Annotated in this window: 22 protein-coding genes; 7 read left to right on the forward strand and 15 right to left on the reverse strand. The window is 59.9% G+C overall.

From position 1 onward, the window contains the following. Positions 1-7: 7 nt before the first annotated feature. The gene (locus KK102_RS18930) at positions 8-460 is read right to left on the reverse strand and encodes a DUF1198 domain-containing protein (protein ID WP_126545754.1); all 453 of its coding nucleotides are present in this window, start codon (positions 458-460) and stop codon (positions 8-10) included. Between the two features lie 99 nt (positions 461-559). Between KK102_RS18930 and KK102_RS18935 the strand changes: the two genes are divergently transcribed. Continuing rightward, the gene (locus KK102_RS18935) at positions 560-1462 is read left to right on the forward strand and encodes a LysR family transcriptional regulator (protein WP_216358215.1); all 903 of its coding nucleotides are present in this window, start codon (positions 560-562) and stop codon (positions 1460-1462) included. Here the strand turns inward: KK102_RS18935 and KK102_RS18940 are convergent. The 8 genes from KK102_RS18940 to ivbL form a co-directional block, all read right to left on the reverse strand. Beyond that, positions 1450-2454 (reverse strand): alpha/beta fold hydrolase, encoded by a 1005-nt coding sequence (locus KK102_RS18940; RefSeq protein WP_216358216.1) that lies wholly within the window; start codon positions 2452-2454, stop codon positions 1450-1452. The two genes, KK102_RS18935 and KK102_RS18940, sit on opposite strands and share 13 nt — an antisense overlap. Positions 2455-2616: 162 nt before the next feature. Further along, the gene (uhpT, locus tag KK102_RS18945; RefSeq protein WP_216358217.1) at positions 2617-4014 is read right to left on the reverse strand and encodes a hexose-6-phosphate:phosphate antiporter; all 1398 of its coding nucleotides are present in this window, start codon (positions 4012-4014) and stop codon (positions 2617-2619) included. Positions 4015-4146: 132 nt separating this feature from the next. Beyond that, a complete protein-coding gene (uhpC, locus tag KK102_RS18950) occupies positions 4147-5457 on the reverse strand; it encodes an MFS transporter (RefSeq protein ID WP_216358218.1) in 1311 nt (436 codons plus the stop codon). Further along, positions 5450-6955, reverse strand: a complete 1506-nt coding sequence (uhpB, locus tag KK102_RS18955; protein WP_216358219.1) for a signal transduction histidine-protein kinase/phosphatase UhpB — start codon at positions 6953-6955, stop codon at positions 5450-5452. The genes uhpC and uhpB overlap by 8 nt, the downstream gene beginning before the upstream one ends. After that, the gene (gene uhpA, locus KK102_RS18960; RefSeq protein WP_216358220.1) at positions 6952-7545 is read right to left on the reverse strand and encodes a response regulator transcription factor UhpA; all 594 of its coding nucleotides are present in this window, start codon (positions 7543-7545) and stop codon (positions 6952-6954) included. The genes uhpB and uhpA overlap by 4 nt, the downstream gene beginning before the upstream one ends. 82 nt (positions 7546-7627) lie before the next feature. Then, positions 7628-7915 carry an acetolactate synthase small subunit gene (gene ilvN / locus KK102_RS18965; protein WP_028014960.1) on the reverse strand — a complete coding sequence of 96 codons (288 nt, stop codon included), beginning with the start codon at positions 7913-7915 and terminating at the stop codon, positions 7628-7630. A gap of 3 nt (positions 7916-7918) precedes the next feature. After that, positions 7919-9607 (reverse strand): acetolactate synthase large subunit, encoded by a 1689-nt coding sequence (gene ilvB / locus KK102_RS18970; protein ID WP_216358221.1) that lies wholly within the window; start codon positions 9605-9607, stop codon positions 7919-7921. Positions 9608-9713: 106 nt separating this feature from the next. Continuing rightward, positions 9714-9812, reverse strand: a complete 99-nt coding sequence (gene ivbL, locus KK102_RS18975) for an ilvB operon leader peptide IvbL (RefSeq protein WP_057979964.1) — start codon at positions 9810-9812, stop codon at positions 9714-9716. A gap of 521 nt (positions 9813-10333) precedes the next feature. Here ivbL and tisB point away from each other — a divergent pair. The 4 genes from tisB (at position 10334) to emrD (ending at position 13190) form a co-directional block, all read left to right on the forward strand. After that, positions 10334-10423, forward strand: a complete 90-nt coding sequence (gene tisB, locus KK102_RS18980) for a type I toxin-antitoxin system toxin TisB (protein ID WP_023309830.1) — start codon at positions 10334-10336, stop codon at positions 10421-10423. 64 nt (positions 10424-10487) lie between these two features. Further along, the gene (locus KK102_RS18985) at positions 10488-10934 is read left to right on the forward strand and encodes a GNAT family N-acetyltransferase (protein WP_126545760.1); all 447 of its coding nucleotides are present in this window, start codon (positions 10488-10490) and stop codon (positions 10932-10934) included. Positions 10935-10996: 62 nt separating this feature from the next. Further along, entirely contained in the window at positions 10997-11830 is an 834-nt protein-coding gene (locus tag KK102_RS18990; RefSeq protein WP_126545761.1) for an EamA family transporter, read from the forward strand. Positions 11831-12005: 175 nt separating this feature from the next. Then, positions 12006-13190 (forward strand): multidrug efflux MFS transporter EmrD, encoded by a 1185-nt coding sequence (emrD, locus tag KK102_RS18995; RefSeq protein WP_216358222.1) that lies wholly within the window; start codon positions 12006-12008, stop codon positions 13188-13190. Here emrD and KK102_RS19000 read toward each other — a convergent pair. Together KK102_RS19000 and dsdC are read right to left on the reverse strand one after the other, a co-directional pair. Beyond that, positions 13093-14181 (reverse strand): cellulase family glycosylhydrolase, encoded by a 1089-nt coding sequence (locus KK102_RS19000; protein ID WP_126545763.1) that lies wholly within the window; start codon positions 14179-14181, stop codon positions 13093-13095. The genes emrD and KK102_RS19000 overlap by 98 nt on opposite strands. An 84-nt stretch (positions 14182-14265) precedes the next feature. Beyond that, positions 14266-15192 carry a DNA-binding transcriptional regulator DsdC gene (gene dsdC, locus KK102_RS19005; protein WP_024907380.1) on the reverse strand — a complete coding sequence of 309 codons (927 nt, stop codon included), beginning with the start codon at positions 15190-15192 and terminating at the stop codon, positions 14266-14268. A 204-nt stretch (positions 15193-15396) separates the two neighbouring features. Here dsdC and dsdX point away from each other — a divergent pair, with 204 nt between their 5' ends. Both dsdX and dsdA read left to right on the forward strand, forming a co-directional pair. Beyond that, the gene (gene dsdX / locus KK102_RS19010) at positions 15397-16734 is read left to right on the forward strand and encodes a D-serine transporter DsdX (protein WP_216358223.1); all 1338 of its coding nucleotides are present in this window, start codon (positions 15397-15399) and stop codon (positions 16732-16734) included. Between the two features lie 17 nt (positions 16735-16751). Then, complete coding sequence (dsdA, locus tag KK102_RS19015) at positions 16752-18038, forward strand: D-serine ammonia-lyase (protein WP_216358224.1); 1287 nt, start codon at positions 16752-16754, stop codon at positions 18036-18038. A gap of 32 nt (positions 18039-18070) precedes the next feature. On the opposite strand, the gene KK102_RS19020 is transcribed toward dsdA, so the two are convergent. The 4 genes from KK102_RS19020 to KK102_RS19035 all read right to left on the reverse strand — a co-directional run bounded on the left by KK102_RS19020 (position 18071) and on the right by KK102_RS19035 (position 21789). Next, on the reverse strand, positions 18071-18418 hold the full coding sequence (locus KK102_RS19020; RefSeq protein ID WP_045895413.1) for a DUF202 domain-containing protein: 348 nt from the start codon (positions 18416-18418) through the stop codon (positions 18071-18073). Next, positions 18408-18755, reverse strand: coding sequence for a YidH family protein (locus tag KK102_RS19025; RefSeq protein ID WP_032648558.1), 348 nt, complete (start codon positions 18753-18755; stop codon positions 18408-18410). The genes KK102_RS19020 and KK102_RS19025 overlap by 11 nt, the downstream gene beginning before the upstream one ends. 92 nt (positions 18756-18847) lie before the next feature. After that, positions 18848-20170 carry a 6-phospho-alpha-glucosidase gene (locus tag KK102_RS19030; RefSeq protein WP_126545767.1) on the reverse strand — a complete coding sequence of 441 codons (1323 nt, stop codon included), beginning with the start codon at positions 20168-20170 and terminating at the stop codon, positions 18848-18850. After that, a complete protein-coding gene (locus KK102_RS19035; RefSeq protein ID WP_032664651.1) occupies positions 20167-21789 on the reverse strand; it encodes an alpha-glucoside-specific PTS transporter subunit IIBC in 1623 nt (540 codons plus the stop codon). The genes KK102_RS19030 and KK102_RS19035 overlap by 4 nt, the downstream gene beginning before the upstream one ends. Between the last annotated feature and the right edge of the window lie 79 nt (positions 21790-21868).

The following is a 21868-nucleotide window of genomic DNA, read 5'->3' on the forward strand; positions in this document are numbered from 1 at the left end:
CGTGATATCAGTGCAGATAAAACACGCCCTCTTCCGGAAGGAAAAGTTGGTTATAGCGCAGCTGGAAGGCGTTAAGCTCCTGCGGATCGGGTTCTATCTCGCGCATGAAGCCGAGCGCGAGGCGGATTTGCGCATCGGTGATCGGCGCAGCCAGGCGGGCTTTACGCAGCAGGCGGTGCCAGGTATGCAGATTCTCTTCGCTTCCGTCGACGATGCAAACCTGCCAGATCAGCAGCACCTGGGCGGCATTTTGCAGATGCGCCTCGTCGGGGCGCTCAAGGTAGCGGATAAATTCATTCCCGGAGGATTTACCAAACTGGTCGATCATCGACTCGACCGGCATCGGGGTGACTCCCAGGCGCTCGCTTAAACGTTTGATGGCGCGGCGAGAGTCTGAGGTCAGAACGCGAAATCCAACCACAAACACCACGGCAAGTGTTGCCAGCATTATCCAGACCATGCGTTCTCCTTCGACTAGCCGCTCATCATAGCGGGAAACGCAGCTCGTCGACAGCGGGCAGCGCCATAATAGTGATCGGAAAAGAGGTGGAAAATCGTCATGAAAGCAGATCTGCGCACGCTGGATCTTAACCTGCTGAAAACGCTGGATGCTCTGCTGGACGAGCGCAGCGTTACCCGCGCGGCGGCGCGTCTTGCGCTGACCCAGCCCGCCGTGAGCGGCATGCTCAACCGCCTGCGGGATAACTTCGACGACCCGCTGTTTATCCGCGCACCGCACGGGATAGTGCCAACGACGCGCGCGGAAGCACTCGCGGCTCCGGTAAAACGTATTCTGGCGGATATCGACGTGCTGCTGCAGCCCGTCGCTTTTGATCCACTCACCGCCAGTCTCACCTTCACCCTTGCCGCGACCGACTACGCTCTGCGTGCGGTGGTGGTGCCGTTTATCGCCGCCCTTAAGACGCAGGCACCGGGTATTCGCGTGCGCGTGGTGCCCGTTACCCCCGGTAGCCTTGTCAGCCAGCTTGAGCAGGGCGTTATTGACGTAGCGCTTATCACTCCCCACACCACGCCAGATGAGCTTCACAGCCGTGCGCTTTATGATGAACGGTACGTCTGCATGATGCGCGCCAACCATCCGGATGCCGGAAAACCGCTGACGATAGACCGATTTTGCGCCCTGGAGCATGTGCTGGTCTCTTACGAGGGAGATTGTTTTCGCGGCGTAACCGATAGCGCGCTGGAGAAAATTGGCCGGACGCGGCACGTGGGACTCTCGGTGAGCCACTTTTTGGTCCTGCCAGACGTGCTGGCTCTCAGCGAAATGATTGCCGTCGTGCCTTCACGTATAGCGGAAAACCAGACGGGGATGTTTGTCTGCGAGACACCGGTTCCCGTGCCCGGCTTTACCAAAAGCATGGCCTGGCACGGCAGAACGCACCGCAACCCCGCGCAGGCGTGGCTGCGCGGGTTGCTGCTGGAGACGAGTCAGCGCGCCTGAAGACCTTTCAGCAACGCCTCGTGGAAGCGTGCAGGATCCTGCATCTGCGGCGCGTGGCCCATGTCGCTAAACTCCACCAGCGTCGCGTGTGGAATACGTTTTGCCGTCTCTTTCCCCAATACCGCATAGTTACCCAGCGTCTTGCGGATTTCCGGCGGGGCGAGGTCTTTCCCGATGGCAGTGTTGTCCTTCATACCGATCATCAATAATACCGGCATCTTTAACTCACTAAATTCATAGATAACCGGCTGGGTGTAAATCATGTCGTAGAGCAGCGCCGAGTTCCAGGCCACGCGCGTCTTGCCCGGCCCGTTGTTAAGCCCGGCGAGCATAGTCACCCAGCGCTCGTATTCCGGCTTCCACTCCCCGGCGTAGTAGGTATTTTTCTCGTACTGTCGAATGCCGTCGGCGCTGACGTTCAGCTCGCGCTGGTACCACTGGTCAACCGTAATGTGCGGCACGCCGCGCGCTTTCCAGTCCTCCAGACCAATCGGATTGACCATCACCAGCTGTTCAACCTGCTGCGGCCACATCAGCGCGTAGCGGGTCGCCAGCATGCCGCCGGTCGAGTGGCCGATGACCGTCACGCGCTCGACGCCGAGCGATTTGAGCAGCGCGTGGGTGTTATCCGCCAGCTGCTGGAAGGTGTACTGATACCGCTCCGGCTTGGTGGATTTGCAGAAGCCGATCTGGTCAGGGGCTATCACCCGATATCCGCTCGCTGACAGCGCACGGATCGTGGCGTCCCACGTGCCGGCGCAGAAGTTTTTGCCGTGCATCAGCACCGCGGTGCGGCCGTTGGGGTTTTCCGGCTTAACGTCCAGGTAGGCCATATCCAGAGACTGATTTTGCGAGGTAAAGGTAAAGTGCTTTACCGGCCAGCCATAGTCGAAACCTTCCAGCTTCTCGCCGTAGCCAGGGGCATTCGCGGCCATCGCGGGGGAGGCCAGCGCCATCAGCAGCACGAGGCAGGATAATCGTCGGGTCAACATGCAAGCTCTCCGTTAGCAAAAAGGGCTAAGGCTGCACGAAATGCGGCAGCAAAAAACACTGTAGAGCATACGGAGGAGCGGGTGTGTAAAGCGGGGTAAAGGTAAGCGTGAGGGAAATAAAAAAGCCCGGCGGTCAGCCGGGCAAAGAAGTCACCTGCACACTCAGGCTGCTTTCAATTTCTGCTTCTGCGCACGATTCTCACGGCGGATTTTACGTTCTTCCAGCACAGCGACCATCGCCATCAGGACGATACAGCCAATCGCTGCTGCATCCAGCGCCGCGAAGGTGCCCGCCCAGCCGGTGAGGCCGAAAATCGGCGTGCCGTCAGCAATCATGCCCAGACCCAGCTTGGCGAAGCTATCGCCGATCAGGTAGGCGAAGGTGCCTTTAATCCCATCGGCGGCGCCGATCGCTTTTTTCGGCACGAAGCCCACTGCCGCCACGCCGATCAGCAGCTGCGGACCAAACACCAGGAAGCCGAGCGCGAACAGGGACGCCAGGTAAACGTACTGGTTGCTGGCGTGCTGGTAGACGCCGAGCATGGCGATAATCAGTGCCAGCGCGACGCAGGCCACCAGCGCGCGACGACCGTTGGCGAGGTCGGAGAGCCAGCCCCACAGCAGCGTGCCAACCAGCGCGCCCACTTCGAACAGGGTGAAGCCCTGAATCGCCACCTCTTTAGAAAGCTTCAGCTCCTGGAAGGCATACACGGTCGACCACTGGTCGATGCCGATACGCACGACGTAGAGGAAGATGTTCGAAAAGCACAGCAGCCAGATCACTTTGTTTTTCAGCACGTACTCAACAAAAATCTGCCATTTGGACATCTCGTTTTCTTCGGTCTCTTTGTCCTCTTCGCTGATCTCCTCGCCGAACAGCTCTTCGGCTTTGCCGAGGCCGTACGATTCCGGAGAGTCGCTGCCGTAGCGCAGGCCGATAAAGCCGACAATCAGGGCGATAATCGACGGGAAGATAAACATGCCGATCACGTGGCCGTCGAACAGGTAGTTAGCGCCAAACAGCGCCACGCCAGCCGCACCGGCACCGCCGAGGTTGTGGGAGATGTTCCACATGCCGAGGTACGAACCACGCTTGCGGCGCGGCGTCCATTTGGTGATGGTGGAGTAGCTGCACGACCCGCCGGTGCTCTGGAAGAAACCGCTCAGGGCGTAGAAGGCGATCATCATGAACAGGCTGACGGAACCCGCGCCCATGCTGGCGCTGAAGCCGAGCATACAGATGGCGGAGAGGATCAGCATAAACGGCAGGAACTGCTTGGTGTTTTTGCCGTCCGCGTAGTAGGACACGACGGTTTTCCCCACGCCGTAGGTGATGGAAAAGCCCAGGCCAATCATCCCCAGCTGCGTCATGCTCAGCCCGTAGGTGGAGATCATGTCGTTCTGCGCGATGTTAAAGTTTTTGCGGATCAGGTACATGGTCAGGTAGCCGATGAAGACCACCAGATAGGACTGCATGAACGGTTTGAACCACATCTTGCGCCGCACGTCGAGCGGCAGATCCAGGGTCGGCTTGCGCACCTGATTTAAGAAGGCCAGCATGACTGAGTTACTCCTGAGCTGATTTTTGCAGCATTGTAAAAATCAGCCGGGAGAGATGCCTGAGACAGCGTCCAGGTGAAACCGGGAAAATTTCTTAGTTTTGCGCCACTCGGCAGTAAAAGGTGAGGTGCATCACGCTTCGCGCGGTGCCTGCGCGTGCAAAAACGGCAGCAGCAGCAGGGCGGAGATCCCCGCCGCGATGGCAATCGCCGCGAAGAAACCGCTCCAGTGCCAGACGTCGATCACCCGCGCCAGCGGCCAGCCGGAGAGCGATGCGCCGAGGTAGGCAAACAGCCCGACAAAGCCCGTCGCCGCACCGGCCGCCTCTTTGTGGGAACACTCCGCCGCCGCCATGCCGATCAGCATCTGCGGGCCAAACACGAAGAAGCCGATGGTGAAGAAGCACGCCGCCTGCATCACGTAGCTGGCGAACGGCATCAGCCACAGCGAGCCGACGGAGAGCAAAATCCCGGCGGCGAAAATCAGGTTCATCGGGCCGCGGTTGCCGTTGAACAGCTTATCCGATCCCCAGCCCGCCACCAGCGCGCCGATAAACCCGCCCAGTTCGAACATCGTCACCGCCGAGTTGGCGGTCACCAGGTCCACGCCGAGCGTCTCGGACATGTACAGATTGCCCCAGTCGTTGATCGCCGCGCGCACCACGTAAACCAGCACGTAGCAGAGAGAGAGGAGCCAGATGTACGGATTTTTCAGCACGTATTTGGTGAGGATCTCCCTGCGGGTCAGCCCCGCGCCCTCCTGCTGCTGGGCAATCTCCATCTCGTCGTGCCGCCAGTCGCCTACCGCAGGCAGGCCGACGGTTTGCGGCCTGTCGCGCAGGCGCCAGCAGAGGAACAGCCCAGCGACAATCGCGAGGCAACCGGCAATCATCATCCCCGCGCGCCAGCCATAGTGCAGCGCCGCCGCGCCCACCACCATCGGGATCAGCGCCCCGCCGACGTTATGCGCGGTGTTCCAGACGGCCCACCAGCCGCCGCGCTCGTTGCGCGAATACCAGGCGGTGAGCAGGCGGGCGCAGACCGGTGCGCCCCAGCCCTGGAAAAAGGCGTTCAGCGCCCACAGCAGGGCAAAGGCCCAGAGCGAGGTGGAGAAGCCAAACAGGATGTTCACCACCCCGGTCGCGATCAGCCCAACGCCCATGAAATAGCGGGCGTTAGAGCGGTCGCTAACGATACCGGAGACGAACTTCGACAGGCCGTAGGTGATGTAAAACAGCGTCGCCAGCAGGCCGATGTCGGTGCGCGCCATCACGCCGCTGGCGAGGATCTCCGGCGCGGCGGCGTTGAAGCTTTTGCGGGTGAAGTAGAACAGCGCGTAGCCGAGCCAGATAGTAACCAGGATATGGCGACGCCAGTAGCGGTAGCGGGCGTCGATTTCCGCTTTGTCGCCAATCGGCGCGGCGCTGGCAGGGGTTTTAAACATGGTGGCTCCGTAACGGCAGGCTGACGCTCACGCGCGTCCCGTGGGTGCAGGAGATGTTCAGCGTGCCGCCGAGCGCCTTCACGCGCTCGCGCATGCCCGCCAGGCCAAAGCCCTGCTGGCCGGAGCCTGGCGGCAGGCCGCAACCGTCGTCTTCAATCACCAGCATCAGGCGCTCGTCCTGCTGACAGCCCTGGATCGTGACCGCGCTGGCGCTGGCGTGTTTGACGATATTGTTCAGCCCCTCCTGACAGACGCGGAACAGCGTCACGCGCTGGCCTTCGCTCAGGGTGGCTTCATTGATGCCCCAGTCGAGATGGCTGACAATGCCGCGGCTTTCCAGCTCCATCTCGCGCATCAGGGAACGCACCGCCTGCTCCAGGGACAGATCGTCAAGCTGGCGCGGACGCAGCCTGCCGAGAAGGCGTCGCACCGAGTCATACACGCCAAGTGAAAGCTGCTCGATATGCGCTCCGCCCTGCTTTACGCCCGCGTTTTCAGCCGCCAGGCGCTGGACAATGCCCGCCTGGGTGCGAATGGCGGTGATGGTCTGACCGATATCGTCGTGCAGCTCGCGGGCGACCTCCTGCCGCACGCTCTCTTCCGTCTCCAGCAGACGCTCCGCCAGACGACGGTTACGCGCCAGTTCGGTCTGCAGGGACTGGTTCAGCTCGCGCAGGCGCTGAATGCCCGCGCCGAGCAGCAGCCCGGTCAGGCTCTGGGCCAGCAGGGAAAGCAGCAAATCCACAGGATGATCGTGCCAGGTCTGGCTGGCAATCAGCGCGATGGCGTTCATCAGGGTCGCGATCAGCGCCCCCTGCCAGCCGTAGTGCCAGGCCAGGGCGATAATCGGTAGCGCCAGACAAAACGGCGTGAAGCGTGAAAGTTCGGCGGGCAGGCCAAGCTGGAGCCACAGGCTTACCACGAACAGCAGCAGATACCAGATGAGGTGCCGGGCGCGCCAGTTCACCGGTTGGGAAACCAGCGCCGGGCCGAGCGGCTGCCAGACGGTGCTGGTGAGGTAGTGCCAGAAAACGAGGCAGGTCGGCGCGAGCGTCAGGCCGCCGGTGAGGGTCAGCAGCAGGGCGTTGAGCATCTCCTTCTCGCCAATCCACGGCAGGGATTGTAACAACGCGGCGACAATCAGCGCCGCCCCCTGCCGCAGCAGCGTGCGCCAGTCGCGCTGGTGACGGTAGCGGGAAATCAGCGCAACCGGGAGAAGCGTAAGCAGGCTTCCGGTCATCAATAAGGGCAGGTGCGCGAGGGCGACTTCCTGCGCCAGCCAGACCAGCATCAGCCACTCTGCGCCCAGCAAGACGGGCCAGTAGCCGCGCGGGCATTGCAGCATCAGCCCCAGACGCAGGCCGAAGGGAAAGAGCAGTACAGCCAGCTCCGGGCGCTCCACCAGGTGCAGGCTGATGCTCCACAGGCAGAACCAGGCGGCGGAGAAGATAAAAAAGCTGGCGACGACGGCGATCAGCCGTGATAAAGCGGAACTCATTGCCAGCTGTCGAACATGCGGCGCGCCAGCTCGACGTCGTTGCTGACGTTAAGTTTTTCCATCAGGTTAGCGCGGTGAACGTGCACGGTTTTCGGGGACAGATCCAGCTCGGCGGCAATCTCTTTTACCGACATTCCCTGCGCGAGTTTTTCCGCAACCTGACGCTCGCGTCTGGTGAGCGGATCCTGACGTCCGGCCGCCAGCTTGATGGCGATATCCGGCGTTAAATAGCAGCCGCCGGTGGAGACGGTGCGGACCGCGGCGATCAGTTCGTCGGGGCTACAGCGCTTAGAGAGGAAGCCGCGCGCCCCCGCGTTGAGCGCCTGCTCGACCAGCGCCGGGCTGTCGTGGACAGACAGCATAATGGTCGACATCCCTTTCGGCAGCTGGCTTAGCAGCTCCAGCCCGGAGAGATCCGGCATTGAGATGTCGCAGATACAGACCTGCACCCCGCGCCCCGGCAGGCACGCCAGCGCCTCGCGACCGGAGCCAAACTCGGCCACGACCTGGAAATCCGGTTCGAGGTTGAGAAGCTGGGCAAAGCCAGAGCGGACGATAAGGTGGTCGTCGATAAGGGCGATGGTGGTCATGCGTGTTCCTGCGGTCTGAAAATGCCGGATGGCGCTGCGCTTATCCGGCCTACAAGAGCGAAAGACGCTTACCTTAAGCGATTTACTCGAAAAACACCGCAATTTTGTTAAACATGGTGGGATCGGACTGGTTGCGCGCCACTTTAGTCACGTCTTCCAGCTTGTCGATCTGCGCGATCATCTGCTCCAGCCGCTGATCGTCATTGACCAGTAGCCAGATGCGGCTGTGCTCGCTGCCCTGAATCGGCAGACAAAGAATGCCTTCCACGTTAAACGCCCGGCGGGCAAACAGCCCACAAACGTGCGTCATGACGCCAGGGTGGTTGCGGACGGTGAGTTCCAGAATGACGTTATCATGTTGTTTCTGCATGGCTTATTCTCCCACCATCTCAGTATTTGCCGCACCCGGCGGCACCATCGGATACACTTTTTGTTCAGGGTCGATACGCACGTGGATCAGCGCCGGGCCAGGGCGAGAAATCGCCGCCTGCAGTGCCGCGTGGGCATCCTCTTCGGCGTTCAGATCGCAGGTGTGCAGGCCAAAACCGGCGGCAATCTGCATAAAGTTAATCATCCCCGGGTAGGTCGCCGCAAACACGCCCTGCTTGTAGAACAGGCTCTGTTGCTGGTGCACCAGACCCAGCGCCTCGTTGTTCATCAGGATGATTTTCACGTCTAACTGGTTTTCGGCCGCGGTCGCCATCTCCTGAATGTTCATCATCAGGCTGCCGTCGCCGGAGAAGCAGATGACCTTGCGGTCCGGATTGGCGAGCGCCGCGCCCACCGCTGCGGGCAGGCCAAAGCCCATGGTGCCCAGGCCGCCGGAGGTCAGCCACTGGCGCGGGCGGTTCAGCGGGTAGGCCTGAGCGGTCCACATCTGGTGCTGGCCTACGTCGGTGGTGATAATCGCGCTGTCGTCCACGCAGGCGGCAACGGCGTTGATAAGACCATAGTGGCTCAGCGGGTCGCCTTCGGTTGGGATGGCACCCGGGAACTCGCGCTGCAGATCGGCCACCAGCTTACGCCAGTCGGCGCGGTCGGCGGCGTCCGTCTGCGGGATCAGCTGCGCCAGCACCTCGGCCACGTCGCCCTGAATCGCCACGTGCGGCTGCTTGATTTTACCCAGCTCGGCGCGGTCGATATCCACGTGGATGATTTTCGCGTTCGGGCAGAACTGCTCGGTTTTGCCGATCGCCCGGTCATCAAAACGCGCACCCATAACAATCAGCAAATCCGCCTCTTGCAGGATGTAGTTGGTGCTGCGCGCGCCGTGCATGCCCAGCATCCCCAGGGACAGCGGGTGCGCTTTTGGCAGCATGCCCAGCGCCATCAGGGTCATGGTGGTCGGCAGGTTAGCTTTTTCCGCAAACTCGCGGATTTCATCCGCGGCGTTAATCGCCCCGCCGCCCAGATAGAGCACCGGGCGTTTGGCGGCGTTAATCATGGCGGCGGCGTCGCGCACGCTCTCAGCGCTGAATGCCGGCGCGGGGGCACGGTCGCCCGGCTCCGGCAGGACGTCGATCTCGATCTCTGCGGTCTGGACATCCTTAGGAATGTCTATCCACACCGGGCCCGGGCGGCCGGACTGCGCAATGCGGAACGCATCGCTGATAACCTGAGGAAGCTCGCTGATATCGCGAACTAAGTAGTTATGTTTGGTGATGGGGATAGAGATGCCGTAGGTGTCCACTTCCTGGAACGCATCGGTGCCGATCATCGAGGACGGTACCTGGCCGGTGATGCAGATCAGCGGAATGGAATCGAGGCGCGCGTCGGCGATGGCGGTCACCAGGTTGGTTGCGCCCGGGCCGCTGCAGGCCATACAGACCGCCGGTTTACCCTGGGTACGCGCCATGCCCTGAGCGATAAAGCCTGCCCCCTGCTCGTGACGCGCCAGCACGTGGCGGATCTGCGTGCTTTGGCTCAACGCGTCGTACAGCGGCAGCACCGTGCCGCCCGGGATACCCGCAACGGTAGTGATGCCCTGTCGCTCCAGCAAATGAACGATCAGCTGCGCGCCGGTAAAACGCGTTTTGGTGGATGTTGTGCCCGAACTTGCCATGCTCCAGTCCTTTTCTTCTGGGCCGACTTTCCGGGGAGGGTCCTAAACGAAAAACCCCGCCCGGTTTGCGCCGGCGGGGTTTTGGATTCGTGTGTTGATCCAGTCCCTACGGCGCATTGCCGACGACCACCACCACACGCACGACGACCACTGCGGCTGGTTGCGCAGTTTTTAGTAGGGTCGAAGTGAAGATGGATGAAGTCATTGGGGACCTGTGTTTGGATTCATTGATTGAATTTATACAAACACAGGTTTTCGGGCGTGACAATGGAAATATTTTCATCTGCGCAAAAATGCGTCAGGGATCACGTTTCGTTTGTTGGGTGGTGAAAACAAAAAACCCCGCCGGAGCGAGGTTTTTATCAGGGTTTTGCGGTTGGTTGCCGCAGAACACACTGTGTTACGTCAACGTAAAAAGTATACGCGATCGAAGAGGAACGCGCAATTCCGGCACGGATTTTGACGTTTTTGAGTATGGCTCGCCTTCCAAATTTTGTCCATAAAATACTGTTCATGCATACAGTATTTATCTATACTGAGGGTGTTCGCAGTGAGCGAGGGGGCCGCAGTTCTACCGGCGCAACGAAGTCCTGGCTGAAACGGGTGGTGCCGTCAGTGCCTTAACCCCTGAAGTGAGCACACTGTGTTACGTCAATCCAGGTGCTGGCAACAGGCGGCGGAAAGGTACGCCAGCATCGTGCTCCTTTTAACCAAAAGGAGACGCGTATGAGCGTAGTGGATATGGTGATACTTATCCTCAAACTCATTGTTGCAGTACTGCAACTGCTTGATGCTGTCCTGAAATTCCTTCGGTAATTCAGGTTCAAGTCGCACCTGAGAGGGGCGGGCAACCGCCCCTCTTTAATAACGAGGGAATGCTATGTCGCGTCTGTTAATTGAGCCCGTCACGCCCGATGAGCCGGGGTATATCGCCCTGAAGGCTGAAAGTATCGCATTGAATTTCAACATGCTGCGCAGGCTGGAAGAGAGCTGGCAGCGTGGTGAGAACCGCTTTAACGCACCGGGTGAAAAGCTGCTGGGCGCGTTTCTCAACGGCAGGCTGGTCGGCGTGTGCGGCCTCAACCGCGATCCGTTCAGCCAGCAGCCGCGCGCCGGACGTATTCGCCATCTCTACGTCAGCGAGAAGTGCCGCGGGCTGGGGATTGGCAAGCAGCTTTTAACCGTCGTGATGGCCGATGCCAGCATCTGGTTTGATTTCCTCAATACCCACGCGCCGGACAGCGCGTATGGATTTTATCATCAAGCGGGTTTTACCCTGGTCTCAGACGAACCGCGGGTGACGCACCGCCTTTTTTGTGCGGTGTAAGCGGCTGGCAGCATCAGGGCGTGAATGTTACAGTTGAGTGACAATTCACCACCCGATACGCCATGACCATCACCGTTTTCTGCATTTTGCTGTTCGCCGCACTGCTGCATGCCAGCTGGAACGCCATCGTGAAAGCCGGAACGGACAAGCTCTATTCCGCCATAAGCGTCAGCGGCTCCGCCACGGTTATCGCTCTGGTCTTACTGCCCTTTTCCCCACAGCCCTCTGCCGCAAGCTGGCCGTTTTTGTTAGTCTCCTGCACCTTACAGGTGGTGTACACGGTGCTGGTGGCGAAGACCTATCAGGTCTCCGATATGAGCCAGACCTATCCGCTGATGCGCGGCACCGCGCCGCTGCTGGTGGCGCTGATCAGCGTGCTGGCGCTTGGCGATAGCCTTTCGTGGCTCGCCTGGTCCGGGATCGGGGTAATTTGCCTGTCGATTCTGGCGATGGCGATGAACGGGCGCATGCAGTCGCGGAAAGGGATCTGGCTGGCGCTGCTGAATGCCTGTTTTATCGCAGGCTACACGCTGGTGGACGGCACCGGCGTGCGGCTGTCGGACACCGCGCTGGGCTATACGCTGTGGACCTTCTTTATGAACGGCTTCTGCCTCCTGGGCTGGGCGATGGTGGCGCGTCGGCGCGAGGCGTCCGGCTACCTGCGTCTGCACTGGAAAAAGGGGCTGCTTGGGGGGGTTGGGACGATGGGCTCTTACGGTCTGGCGCTTTGGGCAATGACGCAGGCACCGCTGGCGGTAGTCGCGGCGCTGCGGGAAACCTCCATACTCTTTGGCGCGCTGATTGCGTTTGTCCTTTTAAAAGAGAAAGTTGCCGGTCTGCGCATCGCCGCGGCGCTGGGTATTGCCGGCGGCGCCATTCTGCTGCGTCTGGCGTAAAGCACTGGCAACATTAGTTGCCGTTCTTGTTTACAAATCCTGCCTTTGCCGTTTTTTTCATTCACCAAGACAATGCTTAAATTGTCATCTCTCTGTGGTAGATTCCTCGCGCATTTATGGGAATGCGCAGTCACTTATTCTTCATTTTTCTCTTTTGGCAAAAGTATTCAGCGACATGAAAAAACAAAGGAACGTTAACTTATTGTTGATGCTGGTGTTACTGGTGGCCGTCGGTCAGATGGCGCAAACCATCTACATTCCGGCGATTGCCGACATGGCAAAGGAACTTAACGTCCGCGAGGGCGCGGTGCAGAGCGTGATGGCAGCGTACCTGCTGACCTATGGCGTTTCGCAACTCTTTTACGGTCCGCTGTCCGACCGCGTCGGGCGCCGCCCAGTGATCCTGGTGGGCATGAGCATTTTCATGGTGGCGACGGTAATTGCCATTACCACCCACAGCCTGACCGTATTGATTGCCGCCAGCGCCCTGCAGGGCGTCGGCACCGGCGTCGGGGGGGTAATGGCGCGTACCTTACCGCGCGATATGTATCAGGGCACCCAGCTTCGTCATGCCAACAGCCTGTTGAACATGGGTATTCTGGTCAGCCCGCTTCTCGCCCCGCTGATCGGCGGCCTGCTGGACACGGTGTGGTCCTGGCGCGCCTGCTACGCCTTTCTGCTGGTCCTGTGCGTCATTGTCACCTTCAGCATGGCGCGCTGGATGCCGGAAACGCGCCCGCAGGACGCGCCGCGCACGAAGCTCATCACCAGCTATAAAACGCTGTTCGGCAACGGATCATTTACCTGCTACCTGCTGATGCTGATCGGCGGCCTGGCGGGCATTGCGGTGTTCGAAGCCTGCTCCGGCGTGCTGCTGGGCGCTGGGCTGGGCCTGAGCAGCATGGTCGTGAGTATTCTGTTTATTCTGCCGATCCCGGCGGCGTTCTTCGGCGCGTGGTTTGCCGGGCGACCAAACAAGCGCTTCTCTACCCTGATGTGGCAGTCGGTGATCAGCTGCCTGCTGGCGGGTCTGATGATGTGGATCCCGGGGCTGTTTGGCGTGATGACGGTCTGGACTCTGCTCATCCCGGCGGCGCTGTTCTTCTTCGGCGCGGGGATGCTGTTCCCGCTGGCGACCAGCGGCGCGATGGAGCCGTTCCCGTTTCTTGCAGGCACGGCGGGCGCGCTGGTGGGCGGCTTGCAGAATATCGGCTCCGGCGCGCTGGCCTGGCTCTCGGCGATGATGCCGCAGACCGGGCAGGCTAGTTTGGGCCTGCTGATGACGCTGATGGGGCTGCTGATCTTACTGTGCTGGCTGCCGCTGGCGTCGCGTGTCCCGCATCACGAGCAGCCGGTTTAACCGCATGATGGCCCGGCTTCTCGCCGGGCTTTTCACAGACGGGCGCAATCATCGCCTGTAGTAACGGCTCTGGCGCAGGCCGCCAGGCGCCCTCTTCCCCGTCGTAAAACTGGAAGTCCGCGTTCAACGCATACGGGATTTTCGCCTTTTGCAGCTCGCAGGCCATAAAGGTGGCGAAGGCCAGCTGCGAAGCGGTTGGCGTGAGGTGATTTGACTCCCCCACGCCCCAGCCCCCGACCCAGCTAACGTGACCGGTTTTTTGCTGCCAGCGCAGCGCGGTATTGATGCGATTATGGATAGCCGCTTTCTCCGCCGCCGTGCCGGACGTCCACGGGTATTTGCCGCCATTCTTCAGCGGCCCCCACGGGAAAATATGCCACTCCGCCAGCAGGTAGTTCTGGCTGTGCGCGGGCAGCTTCAGGCTGGATAAATCCTCCGGCGCGGCACGCAGGCGCGGCGCGATGAAGATCATGCGCTGCGGGTCAATGTCGTGGATCGCTTTAATGGTTTTTTCATACACGCGGTTTAGCGACGTGAGGTTGTGGTTAAGCTTGTCGGCGGGTTCGTAGATGAGATCAAAACCCAGCAGCGGGTAGCTCTGACCGAAATAGTGTGCCACGGCAATCCACCAGTTGATCGCCTCTTTCTCGTTATCGGCTTTTGGGTCGTTTTTATATTCATCAGCCTGATAAGCGACAATCGGGATCACGCCATACTGCTCGCAGGCTTCTACCAGCTTGCGCAGGTGGATCAGCCGCGCTTCCGTCGGCTCATCGGCCACGCGGATGCGCACGTGAGTAATGCCTTTTGCACGAAAATCCCGTACCACCAGCGGGTCGAATTCGCGTATGCCGCGCTCGGTGCGCGCCCAGTCCACGTCCATCCCGACGCCAAGCTGCTGCGCATAATGGGCAGCCGTCAGCGGCGGCTCAGCGGCAATCGCCCAGCCGGAAGAGATCAGCAACGCAGTGGCAATAAAAGGCTTTAACACGGTTTACCCTGGATAAATCGAAAGCATTACCTGTATTTAGCACGCTTTTTCACATTTGGTGTAGCGCGAAAGCGTAATAATTCTTCAACCTGCCAGTTCTCTCAGCCAGCCGATAAAGGCGTCTATTTTCGGCCACTGACGGCCGGAAAGCGTCGAGATATAGTAGTGCTGATGGCATTTCAGGGTCTTTTCGCCAAACGGGGCGATCAGCTCGCCTCGTTCCAGCCGTTTCTGCACCAGCCGCTTTCTCCCCATCGCGACGCCGACGTGATTAATGGCCGCAATGATAGCCAAATCGGAACGATCGAAACCAATGCCCGACGATGGCGGCATATTCACCGCAAAGTGCTGCGCCCAACTCAGCCACTCATCCGTACCGGAATCATTACTCCAGGCCTGACGATCGTGCAGCAGCGTGCAGTGGCTGAGGTTATCGGGGTTTTTCAACAGTTCATGCTCACGGGCATACTGCGGCGAGCAGACGGGCAGGATCTCCTCGTCCATCAGGAAGTGATGAGAGAGATGGTTAGGCGGCGTATCGTCGAAATAAAGCGCCAGATCGATACCCGTTCGCTGCATATTGACGTAATCATTGCCGGTCAGGATGGTGAGCGAAATCGATGGATAGCGGCGGGTAAAATCACCCAGCATGGGTACCAGCCAGCACTGGGCGATCGACGGCCGGGAGTAGACCGTCAGCGTACCGGACAGCGCCTGGTTTTTGATATCCAGGATCTCCTGATTCAGGGTGTCGAGGGATGATTTTAGCGTCCAGTAGACGCGCTTTCCCTCCTGCGTCAGCTCGACTTTACGGTGCGAGCGGACGAACAGCTGAATACCCAGCTCCTCTTCCAGCAGGTTGATGCGGTGGCTCACCGCGCTGGGGCTGAGCGACAGCTCCTCCGCCGCCAGAGCGAAGGACTCATGCCGGGCGGCCACTTCAAAGGTGTACATTTTCGACAGCTGCCAGCCGTTTAACAGCCGGTTTCTGGCTTCATTTGCATCGGTCATCACAATTCTCGCGCGTGGTTTCTGCGCTCAGCATACCGTTTAAGGGTGAATTAATGTGAACCTAATACGAATTAAGTGCGCTTTTTAGAGAGCAGTCACTGAGTTGATCCAATCTGGCTCACCTGAACGCCAATTTATATCGTTTGTCAGCCCACGCCGCTTTTTCGTCCAATACCCCCAGATGACATAAGGGTGAGGTGAGATATGGGATCTCAGGTCTGGGTTGTGGCAACGCTGCTGGTCAGCATTGTGTTGATTGTTTTAACCATCGTAAAACTGAAGTTTCACCCGTTCCTCGCGCTGCTGCTGGCGAGCTTTTTCGTCGGCGCGATGATGGGGATGAGCCCGCTGGATATGGTGAACGCCATTGAGAGCGGGATTGGCGACACGCTGGGCTTCCTGGCGGCGGTGATTGGTCTGGGCACCATTCTCGGCAAGATGATGGAGGTTTCCGGCGCGGCCGAGCGCATCGGGATCGCACTGCAGCGCTGCCGCTGGCTGTCAGCAGACGTGATTATGGTGCTGGTGGGCCTGATCTGCGGCATTACGCTGTTCGTGGAAGTGGGCGTAGTACTGCTCATCCCGCTGGCGTTTTCCATCGCCAAAAAGACCCACACGTCGCTGCTCAAGCTGGCTATTCCGCTCTGTACCGCGCTGATGGCGGTGCACTGCGTGGTGCCGCCGCATCCTGCTGCCCTGTTTGTGACCAATAAATTAGGTGCGGACGTCGGGACGGTCATTGTCTACGGTTTGATGGTAGGCCTGATGGCCTCGCTGGTCGGCGGCCCGCTGTTCCTGAAACTGCTCGGCAATCGTCTGCCGTATAAGCCGGTTCCGGCGGAATTTTCAGACCTGAAGGTGCGTGAAGAGCATACCCTGCCGTCGCTGGGCGCCACGCTGTTCACGGTGCTGCTACCGATTGCCCTGATGCTGGTGAAAACCATCGCCGAGCTGAACATGGCAAAAGAAGGCACGCTGTATACGCTGCTGGAGTTTATCGGCAACCCGATCACCGCCATGTTTATCGCCGTGTTTGTCGCCTACTACCTGCTGGGGATCCGCCAGCATATGGGCATGGGCACCATGCTGACGCACACCGAGCACGGCTTCGGCTCTATCGCCAACATTTTGCTGATTATCGGCGCGGGCGGCGCGTTTAACGCCATTCTCAAAACCAGCGGACTGGCGGACTCGCTGGCGCATATTCTCTCGAACCTGCACATGCACCCTATCCTGCTCGCCTGGCTGGTGGCGCTGGTGCTGCATGCCGCTGTCGGCTCCGCCACGGTCGCGATGATGGGGGCAACGGCGATAGTCGCGCCGATGCTGCCGCTCTACCCGAACGTCAGCCCGGAGATCGTCACCATTGCCATCGGTTCCGGCGCCATTGGCTGCACGATCGTGACCGATTCCCTCTTCTGGCTGGTGAAGCAATACTGCGGCGCGACCCTGAATGAGACCTTCAAATACTATACGACGGCGACCTTTATCGCCTCGGTGCTTGCACTTGGCGGCACATTCCTGCTTTCTTTCATTATCTGAGCGCGAAGAGACGTACTATGGAAAACGCAACTATCACTACTTTAACCGCACAGTTTCCTCTGGTTGAGGATCTGGTTGCCCTGAAAGAAACCACCTGGCTAAACCCGCGCACCACGACGCTTGCCGAAGGGTTGCCGTATGTCGGGCTGACCAAAGCCGACGTGGACGACGCGCACGCGCGGCTCAACCGCTTCGCGCCGTATCTGGCGAAAACCTTCCCGGAAACGTCGGTAACGGGCGGAATTATCGAATCCGACCTGGTCGCCATTCCGGCAATGCAGGCGCGGCTGGAGAAAGAGTCTGGCAAATCCGTTCCCGGCACGCTGCTGCTAAAAAAAGACAGCCATCTGCCGATTTCCGGCTCGATCAAAGCGCGCGGCGGCATCTATGAGGTGCTGACCCACGCGGAGAAACTGGCGCTTGAAGCCGGGTTGCTGAGCCTCGAAGACGACTACAGCATTCTGCTGGAGCCGCGCTTTAAGGACTTCTTTAGCCAGTACAGCATTGCGGTAGGCTCAACCGGCAACCTCGGGATGTCCATCGGTATTATGAGCGCCCGCATCGGCTTTAAGGTGACGGTGCATATGTCCGCCGACGCCCGCGAGTGGAAGAAAGCCAAACTGCGCAGCCACGGCGTCATCGTCGTGGAATATGAGCAGGATTACGGCGTGGCGGTAGAGCAGGGACGCAAAGCGGCGGAAAGCGATCCGAACTGCTTTTTCATCGACGATGAAAACTCGCGCACCTTATTCCTGGGCTATGCGGTGGCGGGCGAGCGCCTGAAGGCGCAGTTTGCCGAACAGGGCCGGGTGGTGGATGCGGAGCATCCGCTGTACGTCTACCTGCCGTGCGGCGTCGGCGGCGGCCCTGGCGGCGTGGCGTTTGGCCTGAAGCTGGCCTTTGGCGACAACGTCCACTGCTTCTTCGCGGAGCCCACGCACTCACCGTGCATGCTGCTGGGCGTTTACACCGGCCTGCACGATGAGATTGCGGTGCAGGATCTGGGCATTGATAACGTGACGGCGGCGGACGGTCTGGCGGTAGGACGCGCGTCCGGCTTCGTGGGCCGCGCGATGGAGCGCCTGCTCGATGGGTTCTATACGCTTTCCGATCAGAGCATGTACGACATGCTCGGCTGGCTGGCGCAGGAGGAAGGGATTCGGCTGGAACCGTCCGCGCTGGCGGGCATGGCCGGGCCGCTGCGCGTGCCTTCAGATGCCAGCGTTACCCACCTGGTGTGGGCGACCGGCGGCGGGATGGTGCCGGAAGACGAGATGGCGAAGTATCTGGCGAAAGGGAAGTAATTATGCCGGGTGGCGGCTGCGCCTTACCCGGCCTACAACTGCAAAATTTGTTGAATGTGGGTTACCGCAAACAGCAGTGACAGAGACAGCACGGCCAGGGCGATCAGGAACTTATCCCGCACCGCCTTCGGCTGCACAACATCCTCTTTTGCCACGTCCATCAGGTTACGACTGCGGGTATAGCGCCATAGAATAATCGCCACCAGCGCCAGCACGACAAGCGAGATCCAGAACGGCACCCCGGTGCGGTGCCAGTTGTGCTTAATCGCCAGGGCAATCAGCGCGCCATACCCCAGCAGCGTGCGCAGCCAGGCGAGTGACGTCCGCTCCGGCTGCAGGCCGGGGTCCGCTTCGCGTCGCGCTTTGCGGCTATCCGCCATAGAACACCAGCACCATCACAACGCCCGCCACCGCCAGCAAAATCCCGCTGATGATAAGCAGCCCGCGGGTATAGGGCAGATCCTGCTTCAGACGCATCGCCTTCTCATTGCGCAGCCAGCGCAGGTAGCCGTAAATCGCCAGCACGCCCGCGAACAGGCACAGCAGCAGCGCCAGCACCTCGCGGATCAGCGGCGTGGCAAAATCAGGCGCGAGCTGGTCGAGCCCCACCCCGGCGGCAAGAAAGCCCAGCGCGGTGCGGATCCACGCTAAAAACGTGCGTTCATTAGCCAGCGAGAAGCGGTAGTCCGGCGCTTCGCCGAGGCGGGAAATTTTCATGAAGGTTCCTTGTCGTGCTACGGGCAGGCTTCAGCATAGCGTAAATCGACAAGGACAAGGAGACCGGCATCGGGCGATGCCGGTCAGGACAATCAGTGCAGCGCTGGCCAGTAATCCTTGTTGGCCTCGATCAGGTCATCCAGAATCGCCTTCGCGACGGACGCGCTCGGCACGGTTTTCGACAGGGTGATCGCCTGCCAGAGTTTCTGGTACGAGCGCTGCTCCCAGGCATCCACCACCAGTTTTTCCACCGCCACCTGCTGGCTCATCAGCCCTTTCTGGAAGTGCGGAATATCGCCCACCGTGAGCGGCTCCGGCCCGTTATGGCCCACCAGGCACGGGATCTCCACCATCGCGTCGGCATCAAAGTTATGGATGGCCCCGTTGTTGGGCACAATCAGCAGCATCCGCTCCTGGGTGTTGAAGGCGATTGCCGTCGCCAGATCGACGATGTACGACGCATGTTCGTCGATTTCCAGCTCACCGGCAGAGGATTTACCCGCCTCGATAATCGCCCGGCAGGAACTGAACACGTGCTTCTCACGGTGATCCATGACCTCATTGGCGCGGGTGCGTTCCGGGTTGGAATGCGCGACCACGTAGTCCGGGAACAGGTAATACTTCAGGTAGGTGTTCGGCATGGTGTCCGGATCCAGCGCCTGCACGTCTTTTGCTTTAGCGAACGTATCGTTCCAGCTCGCTTCGGTATGGGCATCTTCTGAAGGCGGAACATAGCCGTTTTTCGCCACGTATTCGCGCAGCTTCGGCATCAGATCGTTGCCGTTCAGGTCTTCAATCGACGTCCACCAGCCGAAATGGTTCAGGCCGTAGTAGCGCACGCGCATCTCTTTGCGGTCTTTCAGGCCGACAATTTGTGCCATGCGCCCTTCGATGCCGATCGGCATATCGCAGATGTTGAGAATTTTGGCGTTCGGGCGCAGGCGGCGCGTGGCTTCCGCGACAATCGCCGCCGGGTTGGAGTAGTTCAGCATCCACGCATTCGGAGAGTACTGCTCCATATAATCCACCAGCTCCAGCACGCCGCCGATAGAGCGCATGCCGTAGGAAATCCCGCCCGGACCGCAGGTTTCCTGACCCAGCACGCCGTGGCGCAGCGGGATTTTTTCATCTTTTTCGCGCATCGGGTATTTACCCACGCGGATATGCGCCATCACGAAATCGACATCGCTAAACGCCGCTTTCGGATCGGTGGTGTAGCTGAACTCAATCTCCGGAGCCTGCTCCTTAAGGATGATTTTGCACGCTTCGGCGATGGTCTCCTGACGCGCGCCGTCGTTGTCATAGAACTTCAGGGCGCGCAGCGGGAAACGGTCACGGTTGGCTAACAGCATCAGGACGATACCAGGCGTAAAGGTGCTGCCGCCGCCTGCAATGACAACTGAGAATTTTTTCATGATATAGCCTCTGTCAGGGTGGTTTGTTCATTTGTTAAAGGAGTTTTCATCAGCGATTCCAGCTGGTCGCGTACCTGAGGAACGTGCAGGCCGACAATCACCTGAATGCCGTTGCCGCGTCGCACCACGCCGTGGGCGCCGAGGGCTTTGAAGACGTCATCGCTTTGCGTTTTCGCCATGTCGACCAGGGCGATACGCAAGCGGGTGGCGCAGTTGTTAATGCTTTCGATGTTGGCCGCACCGCCCAGCGCCTGCAGGAATCCGGCGGCCTGCCCGACCTGCTGGCTGGCCGCGGCCGGAGCGGTGGTTTGCCCGCGCGCCGCCTTATAGTCGGCCTTGCTGTAGAGCTTGATTTCGCTCTCTTCCCGGCCCGGGGTTTTCAGGTTCAGACGCGCAATCAGCGTTTTGAAGACCACGAAGTAAACTCCGGTAAAGCAGACGCCGATGCCGATCTGGGTGAACACCGTCGAGGCGTGGTTGTGGAACATCGGGATCCAGTTTTGCGGCAGAAACTGGTCCAGCAGGCCGCCGCCCATGTTCCCGACCACGCCGAAGGTGTACATCACCGTTGCCATGGTGGCCGCCAGCACGGCGTGAACGGCAAACAATAGCGGCGAGATAAACAGGAAGGTGAATTCGAGCGGTTCGGTAATGCCCACCAGCACCGCGGTAAGCGTGGCCGGGACCAGCAGCCCCGCGACCTTGACGCGGTTTTCCGGCGACGCGGTGTACCAGATCGCCAGCGCAATCCCGACCGAGCCAAACACTTTGGAGTTGCCGTGCAGCGCGAACCCGCCTTCCGGGAAAAGAGTTTTCAGCGGCAGGGTGCTCTGGCTGAATTCCTGCAGATGCTGCGCCCAGTAGACCTGGATACCGCCTTCCACCGCCGCCGGGCCGAAGATGAACGGACCGTAGACGAAGTGGTGCAATCCGGTTGGGATCAGAATGCGTTCCAGGAAGGTATAGACCCATACGCCCAGCGCACCGGCAGAACGCAGGAACGCCTGCAGGGACTCAATGCCCATCTGCACTTTCGGCCAGCCCAGCAGCGTCAGCCAGGCGCAGGGGATCATGACGAAGAATGCGAGGATAACGACAAACGAGCTGCCCTGGAAAATCCCCAGAAATACCGGCAGCGGCTTGTCGAAGTAGCGATTGTGGATGGCGGTGACGATGCCTGAAATCACGATGGCACCGATGATGCTGGTATCGAGCGTTTTGATGCCGGCAATCATCGCCAGCCCGCTTCCCGCCGTCGGTTCGGCGGAGAAGTCGACGCCAAAGAAGTGGCCCCAGGTCATCCCCATCGCGTTGATGAAGTAGTTCCAGGTCAGGAAGCTAATCAGCACCGCCAGGCAGGCGCGGCCCTGCGCCTGCTTCGCCAGGCCAATCGGCAGGCCAACGGCAAAAATCAGCGGCATATTGCGAAACACCGCCCAGCCGCCCTCTTCAATGATGTGAACGATCTGCGCGAAAAGATGATCGGGGGCGGTTAAGGCTTCGCCGACAAACAGCGGGTTGCGAAGCATGATGGCGATTCCCACCACGATCCCAGCGAACGGAAACAGCAACACCGGGGTAAACATGGCACCGCCAAAACGTTGTATTTGACTGAGCATTTTTAAATCCTCATGAAACAACCTGTAGGGGTAGAGGCCTTTATGGTTTTTTGCTGGCCTGAGGTGAGCATAAGAACTT

This window comes from Enterobacter quasimori, from assembly GCF_018597345.1.
Taxonomy (GTDB): Bacteria; Pseudomonadota; Gammaproteobacteria; order Enterobacterales; family Enterobacteriaceae; genus Enterobacter; species Enterobacter mori.